At 65.7% G+C, this 12964-nt stretch carries 12 protein-coding genes; 7 read left to right on the top strand and 5 right to left on the bottom strand.

Going from position 1 to position 12964, the window contains the following annotated elements; genetic code table 11:
* Nucleotides 1–67 precede the first annotated feature (67 nt).
* Nucleotides 68–826, bottom strand: coding sequence for a DUF4239 domain-containing protein (locus EJ074_RS06850; protein ID WP_095808794.1), 759 nt, complete (start codon nt 824–826; stop codon nt 68–70).
* Nucleotides 827–1082: 256 nt separating this feature from the next.
* On the opposite strand from EJ074_RS06850, the gene EJ074_RS06845 reads away from it, so the two are divergent.
* The 3 genes from EJ074_RS06845 (at nt 1083) to EJ074_RS06830 (ending at nt 3760) form a co-directional block, all read left to right on the top strand.
* Nucleotides 1083–1868: a ThuA domain-containing protein gene (locus tag EJ074_RS06845; RefSeq protein ID WP_095808795.1), complete on the top strand. Its 786-nt coding sequence runs from the start codon at nt 1083–1085 to the stop codon at nt 1866–1868.
* A gap of 53 nt (nt 1869–1921) precedes the next feature.
* Nucleotides 1922–2980 (top strand): Gfo/Idh/MocA family oxidoreductase, encoded by a 1059-nt coding sequence (locus tag EJ074_RS06840; RefSeq protein WP_095808796.1) that lies wholly within the window; start codon nt 1922–1924, stop codon nt 2978–2980.
* A gap of 378 nt (nt 2981–3358) precedes the next feature.
* Complete coding sequence (locus EJ074_RS06830) at nt 3359–3760, top strand: GFA family protein (protein ID WP_095808798.1); 402 nt, start codon at nt 3359–3361, stop codon at nt 3758–3760.
* 278 nt (nt 3761–4038) lie between these two features.
* On the opposite strand, the gene EJ074_RS06825 is transcribed toward EJ074_RS06830, so the two are convergent.
* The 3 genes from EJ074_RS06825 to EJ074_RS06815 form a co-directional block, all read right to left on the bottom strand.
* Nucleotides 4039–4761, bottom strand: a complete 723-nt coding sequence (locus EJ074_RS06825) for a 3-keto-5-aminohexanoate cleavage protein (RefSeq protein ID WP_095808799.1) — start codon at nt 4759–4761, stop codon at nt 4039–4041.
* 106 nt (nt 4762–4867) lie between these two features.
* Nucleotides 4868–5131: a hypothetical protein gene (locus tag EJ074_RS06820; protein WP_095808800.1), complete on the bottom strand. Its 264-nt coding sequence runs from the start codon at nt 5129–5131 to the stop codon at nt 4868–4870.
* 135 nt (nt 5132–5266) lie between these two features.
* Nucleotides 5267–6526, bottom strand: coding sequence for a cytochrome-c peroxidase (locus EJ074_RS06815; protein ID WP_095808801.1), 1260 nt, complete (start codon nt 6524–6526; stop codon nt 5267–5269).
* 236 nt (nt 6527–6762) lie between these two features.
* On the opposite strand from EJ074_RS06815, the gene EJ074_RS06810 reads away from it, so the two are divergent.
* The 4 genes from EJ074_RS06810 to EJ074_RS06790 all read left to right on the top strand — a co-directional run bounded on the left by EJ074_RS06810 (nt 6763) and on the right by EJ074_RS06790 (nt 10684).
* The gene (locus tag EJ074_RS06810; RefSeq protein WP_095808824.1) at nt 6763–7185 is read left to right on the top strand and encodes an OsmC family protein; all 423 of its coding nucleotides are present in this window, start codon (nt 6763–6765) and stop codon (nt 7183–7185) included.
* Between the two features lie 5 nt (nt 7186–7190).
* Nucleotides 7191–7718 (top strand): hypothetical protein, encoded by a 528-nt coding sequence (locus tag EJ074_RS06805; RefSeq protein WP_095808802.1) that lies wholly within the window; start codon nt 7191–7193, stop codon nt 7716–7718.
* Between the two features lie 479 nt (nt 7719–8197).
* Entirely contained in the window at nt 8198–8935 is a 738-nt protein-coding gene (locus EJ074_RS06795; protein ID WP_095808804.1) for a 2OG-Fe(II) oxygenase, read from the top strand.
* 126 nt (nt 8936–9061) lie between these two features.
* Nucleotides 9062–10684 carry an ABC-F family ATP-binding cassette domain-containing protein gene (locus EJ074_RS06790; protein WP_095808825.1) on the top strand — a complete coding sequence of 541 codons (1623 nt, stop codon included), beginning with the start codon at nt 9062–9064 and terminating at the stop codon, nt 10682–10684.
* 276 nt (nt 10685–10960) lie between these two features.
* Here EJ074_RS06790 and htpG read toward each other — a convergent pair whose 3' ends face one another.
* On the bottom strand, nt 10961–12853 hold the full coding sequence (htpG, locus tag EJ074_RS06785; RefSeq protein WP_095808826.1) for a molecular chaperone HtpG: 1893 nt from the start codon (nt 12851–12853) through the stop codon (nt 10961–10963).
* Nucleotides 12854–12964 lie beyond the last annotated feature (111 nt).

Here is a 12964-nt window from a genome sequence, read left to right as displayed (position 1 = left end):
TGGGAAGCGCCGGCGACCTGGGCGGCAAGGCCGGGCGACGATCATGTCGCCGGCTGCTTCCGTGCTTTCACTGTTGCGTCAGTTCCGCCAGCGCCCGTTGCAGGGGCGCCGGCGAAACCTGGATCGGGCCGGTGAAGGGTGCGTCCATGTCGATGATCAGGTAGATGGCCGCCGCCGCCAGCGCCCCGGAGACGACGACGGTGCCGACGATGGTGGCGTTGCGCGGCGCCCGGAACCCGAAACTGGCGAAGATCAGCACCAGCCACGCGACCAGCAGTGCGATCAGCGGGGCGGGGATGGCGCCCTCCGATTGTTCGGCCAGTATCCAGCGCTGCTCGATCAGCTTCTGCAGCTGCTGTATCGCCATCTGCTGCGCGGCGACGTGCTTGGCGTCCGGCGGCGTCAGGTTGGCCAGCCTGTCGCCGACCTGGTTGAGCAGCAGTTCCGACAGCCTGTTCGGGACGACGGTCGTGTCGCGGTCGTTGGCAGAGGTATCGACGACGCGCTGGGCATAGGCGATTAGCGATTGGCGGGCGCCTTCCGCCTCCGCTCCGTACTGTCGTATCGAACGGTCAAGCAGGATGAGATCGGTGGCGAAGGTGTGAACGTTGCCATTGATGGCCTCGAACGTGTTCTTGGCCGAGTTGATCATCAGGCCGAGCACCAGCGAGGACAGCACCACGAACAGGTTGGCGGCAAGGCGCACCACGGCGCTGGTGTCGTCCTGGCGATGATGAGTGGGAAAATGCTCATAGATCATCAGGCTGACCAGCGCCGCGCCGGCCAGACAAGCAAAGATCGCCAATCCGATCAGCACCTCTCCCATGGCCGGTATTGTGCACGGGAAAGGGCGCTTGCCAATCGGCCCGGCCGAGGTTGAATCAAAGCGGCAGCATAAGGGTGTATGTTGTTGTTCGGTAAGGACCCTTTCAGGCTGGCATGCCGTTCTGTCACGCTGTCACGCGGACCCTTCGCATCTGCCTGACAGAGCCGCTGGCCTTGAAAGCCCTTTCAATGTCGGCCGAACGCTTTATCTATGGCCGCGGGCGGCTCAAACCCCACCAGCATTCACGAGGCTATCCATGACAATTCGCGCTGTCGTCTGGGGCGAGAACATCCATGAGCGGACCAATGAGCTGGTCGCCGGTATCTATCCGGAAGGTATGCACGCCACCATCGCCAAGGCGTTGAACGCCGAGACCGCGATCTCCGCCTCGACCGCGACGCTGGAGCAGCCCGAGCACGGCTTGTCGGAATCCCGCCTCGCCGAAACCGACGTGCTCGTCTGGTGGGGCCACAAGGACCATGGTGCGGTCGCCGACGAGGTGGTCGAGCGCGTGGCGCGCCGGGTCTTCGAAGGCATGGGGCTGATTGTTCTCCATTCCGGTCACTTCTCGAAAATCTTCAAGCGGCTGATGGGCACGCCCTGCACGCTGAAATGGCGCGAGGCCGGCGAGCGCGAGCGGCTATGGGTGACCAGCCCCAGCCATCCGATCGCCGAAGGTATCGGCGAGTTTTTCGAGCTCGAATACGAGGAGATGTATGGCGAGCAGTTCGCCGTGCCGGAGCCGCTGGAGACGGTGTTCATCTCCTGGTTCCAGGGCGGCGAGGTGTTCCGCTCCGGGCTCACCTACCGGCGTGGCGCCGGCAATGTCTTCTATTTCCGGCCTGGCCACGAGACTTATCCGACCTACCACGATCCGACCGTGCAGAAGGTGCTGCGCAATGCGGTGAAGTGGGCGCACAACCCGCAAGGGGCCAAGCCCGCCATCCTCGCCGCGCCGAACGTGCCGGTGGACAAGGCGCTGGAGCCGATCGTCGAGCGCGGCGGCAAGCTGCACGCGCCGGGCGAGGCGGGCTTCCGCTAACCCGATTTTCCGCCCCACTGATTTGAACCGGACACTTCGCTCGGAGGAGCACAATGCGGCTTTTGATACTCGGCACCGGCTGGATGGCGCAGGAACATGCCCGCCGCTTTAGCGCCATCGCGGGCGTCGACATCGTCGGCGCGGTCGACGTCGATGCGGCGCGTGTCGGCGACTTCGCCGACAGCCATAAGATCCCGAAGCGCTTCACCTCGCTGGAGGCCGCGATCGATTGGGGCCAATTCGACGCGGTCGCCAATGTCACGCCCGACCGCATCCACCACCCGACCACCATGGCGCTGATCGCCGCCGGCAAGCCGGTGCTGTGCGAGAAGCCGCTGGCCGAAAATTTCGGCAAGGCCGACGAGATGGCGCATGCCGCGGAAGCCGCCGGCATTGTCAATATGGTCAACCTCACCTACCGCAATGTCGCGCCTTTGCAGATGGCGCGGCAGATGGTGCAGGCGGGCGAGATCGGCACCGTGCGCCATGTCGAGGCATCCTATCTGCAGAGCTGGCTGGTGTCGAAATTCTGGGGCGACTGGCGCACCGATCCGAAATGGCTGTGGCGGCTGTCGCGCGGCCATGGCTCCAACGGCGTGCTCGGCGATGTCGGCATCCATATCCTCGATTTCGCCAGCTATGGCGCAGCCCTCGACATCGACCATGTCTTCTGCCGGCTGCGCACCTTCGACAAGGCGCCGCAAAACCGCATCGGCGAGTACGAGCTCGATGCCAATGACAGCTTCGCCATGACGCTCGATTTTTCGAACGGCGCCTTCGGCGTCGTGCATGCAAGCCGTTGGGCCAGCGGTCATCTCAACGAGCTCAGGCTGCGCATCTATGGCGACAAGGGTGGCATCGAGGTGGTGCACAATCTCGACGGCTCGCTGCTGAAGGCCTGTGTCGGCGCCAATGTCGAAAACGCCGAATGGCAGGAGCTCGACGCCGGCACCGTGCCGACCAACTACCAGCGCTTCGTCGAAGCAGTCAGGAGCGGTGTGCAGACCGAGCCAAGCTTCCGCCACGCGGCGGGCCTGCAGAAGGTGCTGGATCTGGCCGTGGTGTCGGATGAGAAGCGCGCAGAACTGAGGGCCAAGGCGGATACGCAGTGAGTTTCGGAGGGAGAGGTTGGCACTCCACGGCGCCCCCCTCTGTCCTGCCGGACATCTCCCCCACGAGGGGCCCACGAGGGGGAAGATCGATGTCGCGCCGGCGTTCGCCAACCACCAAGTTCGAAGAAGGGCGCCGTCCGCGGAGCTGCCAATCTCCCCCCAAGTGGGGGAGATGCCCGGCAGGGCAGAGGGGGGCGCTGTCCCGCCGGCCTATCGGCTACTTCCCAATTGAGAACACCGACGAGATTGTATCGGAAACTCGCCCACCCCGGTGATTGCGGAATTGGACGGCTGGCATCCTTCCGCCACACCGCCGAACTGCATAAGGTGCTGGATCCGTACCTCTCGTGCAGGAAGCAGGAAGCGAAAGGAGCCAGCATGGTCACGCGTCGCGCCGAATGTTGCTGCGGCCAGCTGTCAGCCACCTGCACGGGTGAGCCGGTCCGCATCTCGGTGTGCCATTGCCTCGACTGCAAGCGTCGCACCGGCAGCGCCTTCAGCTACAATGTGCGCTTTGCCGAGACCGACGTGGCGATCGAGGGCCGTGCCTTGCAGTTCATCCGCGTCGGCGAGCAGGGCGGCCATGTCACCTACAGCTTCTGCCCGGATTGCGGGACCACCGTCCACTATCGCATCGACACACAGCCCGGGCTTACCGCCATCCCGGTCGGCGCCTTTGCGGATCCGTCTTTCCCGCCGCCCTTCCAGTCCTTCTACCACGACAGCCGGCGCTGCCAGTGGGTCGAGATAAACGCCGAGCCGCTGGCGAAGTTCGGGTGACTGCCAGCTTTGGTTCCTGCCCCGCGAATGGGACGGAGAGGGGGTCGGCGCTCCCCTTCAATCATTTTTGAGTAAGGTTGGCACTCTACGGCCCCCCTCTGTCCTGCCGGACATCTCTCCCACGAGGGGGGAGATCGATGTCGCGCCCGCTTTCGCCAATCACCAACACTTCAAGGAAGGGCGCCGTCCGTGAAGTGCCAATCTCCCCCCTAAGTGGGCCCCAAGTGGAGATGGCCGGCAGGCTAGAGGGGGGCGCTGTCCCGCCAGCCTGGCCATTTTCACCGAGAGCGATAAATCCCCACCGCCGCCGCCACCAGCGCAGCATTGCCGTCGGCAACACTGCCGTCCGGCAGCTCCTTGCCGTCCTCCAGCCCGACCCGCGTCGAAAACTTGCGCGACGCCGCCCGCTCGACGAAGGGCCACACCGTCGCGTTCTCGCCATGCAGCAGGATCGAGCGGTGGATGCCGGCGCGCTCCAGCACCTTTTGGATGCTGTCGGCGACCGCAAAGGCGTCCTCCGCCGGCTGCTCGGAAATCTCGATCAGCACGCGCAGCACCCGCCCGCCATGGTCGAGGCTGGCCAGCCGCAAGGCATCGCCGATCGAGGCAAGCCCGGCCTCGATGCCGATGCCGCGGCCGCGCAAGGCTTCCATCACTTCAGGTGCCGCGGCTTCGCCGAGGTTGACCGAAGCGTAGTCGGGCAATTCCTGCCAGCCGGCGATGGCGGCCAGCGTGCGCCGGTCGTCCTTTTCGATCCAGGCCCCGGTCGAAACGCCGATCAGCGTGCCTGGGCAGGCATGGCGCAGCGCCGCCACCGTCCTGTCCATCGCTTCCGGCTGCAGGCTTTCCTGTCGGTCGGCGCCGCGCGCATGGACATGCAGCTCGGCGGCGCCCGCCGCGACCGAAGCTGCGCCTTCCTGCGCCATGGCATGCGCGTCGAGCGGCAGGGCAGGGTGGAAATCGGCGGGGCGTGCCCCGTTGATGCAGGCCTGGACGATCATGGCGAGGCAATCCTGTTGCTGCTGGCGGGAGTCTAGCGCAGGGCAGGGGAACCGGAAATGGCCGCGGCGAAATCCTTGGCTTTGGCGCAAGCACGCGCCGCTTGAATCAATGCGGCAGCGCGCCGTCCCAATCGCTTTGTTCGCCTGCGTTTTTTCCTGGCTGTCGGTGTTCGCTGCACGAACCTTGACGCAGCCTGGGCGCCTTGGCTCCCCGGCGCCCAATTTCCTCATTGGCCGCGACCGTGAACCAGCGAACTTCCTGCACGGTCAGGCCGATGAGCACGCGGCCCGCATATTCGGCGGGTACGTCATTGGTCGTATCAACCACAGCCCAGTTGTCGGCCGGGTCCAGCACCGCCACGAACCTCATTGGATACCCCATCGCCAATCGCGAGAAGTATGGCAGCCGCTGCCCGCCGCTGCTGTGACCGAGCCCACATTGGGCCGCTTTGCGCGGATCGCTCGATGCCGGCAGACAGGCGTTCGTTCTACGTGCTGCGGCTCCTCACTGCCCCGCCTGGTCGGCATCGGTCAGCGTGCCGAGGAAGGCGACGATGTCGTCGATTTCGGCGTCGGTCAGCGCCGGTTTGTCGCCCGGCTTCCTGCCATCGAAGGGCAGGTCAGTGTTGAGGTTCCCCCAGTAGGCCTTTGGCAGATCGTCGAATTTGTTGACCGTGCCGTCGGCGTTTTTCGGATACCAGCGGCCGGGGTCGCTGTCGCGGCTGGCGTAGAAGGCCACTGCCTCGCGCAGCGTATGAATATGGCCGTTGTGGAAGAAGCTCTTGCGCAGCGCCACGTTGCGCAGCGTCGGCGTCTTGAACAGGCCGCAATATTCGCTGCGGCCCTTGAAGTCGGTGCGCAGCGGCCCGCAGAGGCCGAGGTCGAAATGGTTGGGATCGGCATTGGCGGCAATCGCCGGGTTGCGCGGCATGCCGATGGCGATCAGGCCGAAATCGGTGAATTGCGGCGGCTCGCCGTTATTGGCGGGTTCGCTCAAGTGGCAGCTCGCGCAATTGCCCTTGCTCTCGTCCTCGAACAGCGCGCGGCCGCGCAGCTCCTGCGCGGTCAGGGTCGCCTTGCCGGCGAGGAACGCGTCGTAGCGGCTGGAATAGGGATAGAAATCGGCGCTGCTCTGCTCGAACGTGCCGAGCGCTTCGATCGCCGCGTCGAAGGCCTCCTGCGGGTGCTCGAACACGTCGGCGCCGAACGCCGCCTTGAAGGCTTCGGCGTAGGGCGCCTTGCCGAGTGCCGCGACCACTTGGGCCTCGTCCTTGTTGCCCATCTCGAAGGGCGACAGGAGCGGGATCCTCGCCTGGTCCTTGCCATGGTCGGCGCGACCGTCCCAGGTCAGCCCGCCGGTCGGGCCGTTGTCGACGCTTTCGTCGCCTTCATCCTCGGAATCGTAGAAATGCTCGGTGAAGGCGGGCGCCGCCTGCAGGTAGCGCAGCGACGGAACCGCCCGCTGGCCCGGCTGGTCGAGGTTCGGCCCGCCCATCTCGACCGGCGCGGCAGAGGCCGGACCGAAAGCATGGTTCGGATCGTGGCAGGACGAGCAGGCTTGCTTGCCCGACGCCGACAACGACGGATCGAAGAACATTCTTCGCCCTAGCGCCGTCAGCGCCTCGGCGCGCGCGAAGGCCTCGGCGCGCGACATCGGGCCGGGTTTTACGCTGCCCGCCGGTGCCGTGTTTGCCGGCAGAGCCACGCCGAAGATCGTGACTGCCGCAACGGCGATCGCCTGGCTTTTCCATCGTTTCGTCGTCATCACACCGCTGCTGCCATCCAGATCCGCGGCTACGATAAGATCGCTTGGCCGCCTGCGGCAAGCCGCCGATTGGCCGGCCCGATGGCGCTGTGTATGACGAAGGGAGTACCGATCGCAGCAAGCGCAGCTGGTGGGGCGCCGATGCCAATTGGTCATCGCCGCGCCGACCCTTGGCGGTTGTCCTCGCCAATGCCTATCCCTTATCTATGGATGTCAGATCGGACGAAGGACATTCGATGGGCGAGCTCAAAATAAGAACCCGCGCTACCGGCGCTTCTGCCGTCCTGCCGCCGGGCGGACTGCCTTCGGTGACGACGCCGACCGGCGGCGCTGTCGATGTGGTGACCTCGGTGAGCGCGCCCGGCTTCAACCCGCTCGACCTGCTCTACGCGTCCTTGGCCGCCTGTATGGTGCTCAGCGCCCGCATCGCCGCGAGCCGGCTCGGGGTCGCCGACCGGCTCGGCGAGGTGAGGGCTGAGGTCAGCGGCGAGAAGGCGAAGGACGAGCCGTCACGCGTCGAGACATTCAACATCAGGCTGGACATCGGCGGCGATCTCGACGCGGCCACCAAGCAGCAGATCGTGGAGGATGCGGAAAATATCTGCACCGTTTCCAACACGCTGCGCGGCGCGCCGGTGCTGCGTGCGATGTTGGGGTGAGGGCGATGGCGCGTCTTTCCCCCATCGACTACGCGACCGCCACGGCGGAAATCCGTGCCGAGCACGATCGGGAACTCGCATTGCGCGGCCACATGACCAACATGAAGCGCATCCTGCTGCACTCGCCGGCGGCACATCGCATCTATGCCGAATGGTTCACGCTGCGCGATCTCTTGCGGCCCAGGCTCGACGACCGCGCCATATGGCTGTTCTCGAAGGCGATATCCGAGACGCTTCGCGCCGAAGTCCCGGTCGCCTTCTTCCGCCGCGCGCTGATCGATAATGGCCTCGATCCCGACACGATCGTTCCGACCGCCGACGAGGCGCTGCTGATCGATTTCGCCAAGGCGGTCGCCGCCGACGCCAATGCCCTGCCGGACGCCACCTGGGCCGCGCTCAATGCGCGCTACGACGAGGCGCTGCTCGTCAACCTCGTCGCGTTTGCCGGCATCATGGTAGCGACCTGCGTGTTCACCAACGCGGTGAAGGTGGACCTCGATCCGGAGCTGGAGGCATATCGCCGGAAGGCTTGAGACCAAGGCGGTGCGCTGCCTTCTCGGTTGGCGGCACGCGCGCCACCGCCTCAGCCATGACGTGCTCCAGGCGCCCGATGATGTCGCGGAGCAGGTCGAGCGCACCATCGAGGCGGGCCGCGAGGCGGCGCGCCCGCAGCAGGCATTCCGCCGCAGGGTATGGTGGTGGCGGGTTCGCAGCGAGGGTTGCGAAGAGGCACAAGGAAACTGAGGTCGCGATCCTTCGCGCCCCCCTCTGTCCTGCCGGAGATCTCCCCCACGAGGGGGGAGATTGGATGCCGTGCGGGTTTCGCCAATCGCCAACGTTGCAGAAAGGGCGACGCTGCCAATCTCCCCACCGGTGGGGGAGATGTCCGGCAGGACAGAGGGGGGCGCTGTCCCGCCAGCATTTGCAACAATCCGATTCCGCATCTCCGCAGGAATCGGGTGGCCGCAGCATGGCCGCCGCCCCACTTTGATACCGACCGAAGGAGGCGCTCATGACCATCCTGGACACGAAGCGAGCAACCCGTTCCGCCGAGCCCCGCGTCGCCGCGCTGGACTGGCGCGGCGTCGTCTCCGACCTCAACGCCTATGGCTGCGCTGTCCTGCCGGGCCTGCTGTCGGCCGAGGAATGCGCCGAGATCGCCGCCCTCTATCCGCACGAAGAACATTTCCGCAGCCATGTGGTGATGGCGCGCCATGGTTTCGGCAGGGGCGAGTACCGGTATTTCAAATATCCGCTGCCCGACCTGATCCAGGGCCTGCGCACCGCGCTCTATCCGCGCCTTGCCGGCATCGCGAACGACTGGAACGACAAGATGGGCGCAGCCTTGCGCTATCCTTCCGATCACGCTTCCTTCCTCAAGCGCTGCCATGACGAGGGCCAGAACAAGCCGACGCCGCTGCTGCTCCAATACGGCCCCGGCGACTTCAACTGCCTGCATCAGGATCTCTACGGCGCGCTCGCCTTTCCGCTGCAGGTGGCAATCTTGCTCTGCGAACCCGGCGAGGATTTCACCGGTGGCGAGTTCGTGCTCACCGAGCAGCGCCCGCGCATGCAGAGCCGCGCCGAAGTGGTGCCGCTAAGAAAAGGCGACGCGGTGATCTTCGCCGTGCATAACAGGCCGGTACAGGGCACCAAGGGATTCTATCGAGTGAACCTGCGCCACGGCGTCAGCCGCCTGCGGTCGGGGCGCCGGCATACGGTGGGGATCATCTTCCACGATGCGAAGTGAGAGTAGGGGAGCTAGTCAGTAGAGTGTGACCGCTGAAAGCGGCGGATAAGGGGTTCCCTTATCCCGCGCATTCCCTTATTGGCCCTACTCCCCTACTCCCCTACTCCCCTACTCCCCTACGAGCCCATGATCCGTCTCGAAAACATCGGCAAGCAGAACGGCCGTCAGATCGTCTTCATCGAAGCCTCGGCCGCTCTGCAGAAGGGCGAGAAGATCGGCCTCGTCGGCCCGAACGGCGCCGGCAAGACGACGCTGTTTCGCATGATCATCGGCCAGGAGCAGCCGGACGAGGGCCAGGTCTCGGTCGAGCGCGGCGTCACCATCGGCTATTTCAGCCAGGATGTCGGCGACATGGAGGGACTAAGCGCCGTCGCCGAGGTGATGGAGGGTGCCGGCCCGGTGAGCGCGGTGGCGGCCGAGATGCGCGAGCTCGAACACGCCATGGGCGACCCCGACCGCGCCGACGAGATGGATCAGATCATAGAACGCTACGGCGAATTGCAGCATCGCTTCGAGGAACTCGACGGTTATGCGCTCGACGGCCGCGCCCGCGAGGTGCTGGACGGTCTCGGCTTCAGCCAGGAGATGATGGACGGCGACGTCGCAAAACTCTCCGGCGGCTGGAAGATGCGCGTCGCGCTCGCCCGCATCCTCTTGATGCGGCCGGACGTCATGCTGCTCGACGAGCCGAGCAACCACCTCGACCTCGAAAGCCTGATCTGGCTGGAGAAATTCCTGAAGGATTATGACGGCGCGCTGCTGATGACCTCGCATGACCGCGAGTTCATGAACCGTATCGTCTCAAAGGTGATCGAGATCGACGCCGGCGCGCTGACCTCATACTCCGGCAATTTCGAGTTCTACCAGGAGCAGCGCGCGCTGGCCGACAAGCAACTGCAGGCGCAGTTCGAGCGCCAGCAGGCGATGCTCGCCAAGGAGATCGCCTTCATCGAGCGCTTCAAGGCGCGCGCCTCGCATGCCGCGCAGGTGCAGAGCCGGGTGAAGAAGCTGGACAAGATCGACCGCGTCGAGCCGCCGAAGCGCCGCCAGACGGTGGCCTTCGAGTTCCAGCCGGCGCCGCGCTGCGGCGAGGACGTGGCGACGCTGAAGAACATCCACAAAAGCTACGGCAGCCGCTCGATCTATGCCGGCCTCGACTTCCAGATCCGCCGCCGCGAGCGCTGGTGCGTGATGGGCGTCAACGGCGCCGGCAAGTCGACGCTGCTGAAGCTTGTCGCCGGCGCCTCCGAGCCGGATGAGGGCTCGGTGGCCCGGGGCCCGAGCGTCAAGATGGGCTATTTCGCCCAGCACGCCATGGAGTTGCTCGACGGCGAGCGCACCGTCTTTCAGACGCTGGAGGACAGTTTCCCGCAGGCCGGCCAGGCGCCGCTGCGGGCCCTTGCCGGCTGCTTCGGCTTTTCCGGCGACGAGATCGAGAAGAAATGCCGCGTCCTCTCTGGCGGCGAGAAGGCACGGCTGGTGATGGCGCTGATGCTGTTCGATCCGCCGAACCTGCTGGTGCTCGACGAGCCGACCAACCACCTCGACATGGCGACCAAGCAGATGCTGATCGAGGCGCTTGCGCAATATGAAGGCACCATGCTCTTCGTCTCGCACGACCGCCATTTCCTGGCCGCGCTTTCCAACCGCGTGCTGGAGCTCACGCCGGATGGCATCCACACCTATGGCGGCGGCTACACGGAGTATGTTGCCCGCACCGGCCAGGAAGCGCCGGGCTTGAGGGGGTAGGGGAAGGCAGGGCGAAGCCGCGCGAGACTCGAAGACACCTGCCGCGACCTGTTGGCGTTGCGGCGGTGGAATTGAAAACGCCGGCGGGACAGCGCCCCCCTCTGTCCTGCCGGACATCTCCCCCACTTGGGGGGAGATCGGATGTCGCCGCGGCTTTCGCCAATCGGCAACATTGCAGGCATGAGCGACGCGCCGAAGCTGCCAATCTCCCCCCAAGTGGGGGAGATGTCCGGCAGGACAGAGGGGGGCGAGAAGGATCGCGACCGATCCCTTCTCTCACCCCTTCGCCAACCCGCGCTCGATCAGCCGCGCCAGGCGCGCCGAGAAGGCCCTGGCATCGGCCGGCTTGTCGCCGTCGAGCACGCGCGCCTCGTCATAGAGGAGGTGCGCGGCGTCTTCCTTGAAACCGCGCTCGTCGTCGCCGAGCCTGGCCAGTGCGGCGACGCGCTCGTGGCGCGGGTTGATCTCGAGGATCGGCTTGGCGGCCTTGTCGAGCCGGCCGGCGGCGTTGAGCAGCCGCTCGAACTGCCGGTCCGGGCCGTGCTCGGGCGCCACCAGGCACACCGCGCTTTCGGTCAGCCGGTCGGAGGCCTTCACGTCCGCGACTTCGTCGCCGAGCGTCGACTTGACGAACGTGAGGAAGCCGTCGATCTCAGGCGTCGTCTCGGCCGCGGGTTTCGCCGACGCGTCGAGCAGGGGAATATCGGTCAGTTCGGCCGCGCCCTGCGTGACCGACTTCAACGGCTTGCCGTCGAACTCGGGCGCCATCGTCACCCAGAAACTGTCGACGGGGTCGGTCAACAGCAGCACCTCGATGCCGCGCGCCCTGAACCCTTCGAGCTGCGGCGAGGCCTCCAACCGGGCGCGATCGTCGCCGGCCATGAAGAAGATCGCCTTCTGGCCTTCCTTCATCGCCGCGACATAATCGGCGAGACTGCGCAAGGCATCGCTGGAAGCCGTCGAGCGGAAGCGGGCGAGCTTCATGAGCTGCTCGCGCCGCTCGTAGTCTTCGTAGAGACCTTCCTTGAGCACGACGCCGAAGTTCTCCCAGACCTTGGCATAGGCCTCGGCGTCGTTGTCGGCCAGCTTGGCGAGGTCGCCGAGCACGCGGTTGGTCACACCCTTGCGGATCGAGGCGAGCAGCGGGCTTTCCTGGATCATCTCACGCGAGACATTGAGCGGCAGGTCGGCGGAATCGACCAGCCCGCGCACGAAGCGCAGATAGCGCGGCACCACGTCGGCGTCGTCGGTGATGAAGACGCGCCGCACATAGAGCTTCATGCGCCCCTTGCGGTCCTGGTCGAAAAGGTCGAACGGGCGCGAGCCCGGCACGAAGGCCAGCACGCTGTATTCCTGCCGGCCCTCGGCGCGGAAATGGATGGTGGTCGCCGGCTCGTCATACTGGCCGGCGATGCTGCGGTAGAAGTCGGTATACTCTTCCGGTTTGATCTCGCTCTTTTGCCTCACCCACAGCGCCGTGCCGTCTGCGATGTCGCGCGCCTCGGCGCCAGGCTTCTCGACCAGCGCGATCGGCACCGGCACATGGCCCGACTGCGACTTCGCCAGGCCTTCCAGCCGGTAAGGCGTGGTGTAGGAGGTCGCGTCCTCCATCAGGTGCAGCACGACGCGCGTGCCGCGCTTCGGCGCAGCAGTGAGCGGCACCGGAGCGATCTCGTAGGTGCCCTTGCCGTCGGAGGACCAGCGCCAGGCCTCCTCGCTGCCGGCCTGGCGGCTGATGACGTCAACATGGTCGGCGACCATGAAGACGGAGTAGAAGCCGACGCCGAACTGGCCGATGAGCTGCGAGTCCTCGCTCGCCTTGCCGGCCTCGATGCGCTCGATGAAGGCGCGCGTGCCGGAGCGGGCGATGGTTCCCAGCGCCTCCGCCATTTCGTCGCGAGCCATGCCGATGCCGTTGTCCTCGACGGCGAGCTGCTTGTTGTCCGGATCGGCGGAAATGGTGATGCGCGGCTTTGGGTCGTCGCCCAGCAGTTCCGGGCGGCTGATCGCCTCGAAGCGCAGCTTCTCGCTGGCGTCGGCGCCGTTGGAGATCAGCTCGCGCAGGAACACGTCCCGGTCGGAATAGACCGAATGCACCATCATGTGCAGCAGCCGCGAGACGTCCGCCTCGAATGTCCTGGTTTCAGCCTGTTTGGTATCCGTCGTCATTCAGAAACTTCCCAAGTCTTCCTTCTGCCTCGGCGCGCGGAAGCGCGTTCGGGACATCATCGTTAAGATCATTTCAATTGTGCCGGCAGCCCGGCCCGGCCGAGACCGCCT

Origin of the sequence: Mesorhizobium sp. M3A.F.Ca.ET.080.04.2.1, from assembly GCF_003952525.1 — a bacterium.
In the GTDB taxonomy this organism is placed as follows: domain Bacteria; phylum Pseudomonadota; class Alphaproteobacteria; order Rhizobiales; family Rhizobiaceae; genus Mesorhizobium.
The sequence above is the reverse complement of the archived record's forward strand: the minus strand, read 5'-3'. Positions and strand labels throughout refer to the sequence as shown.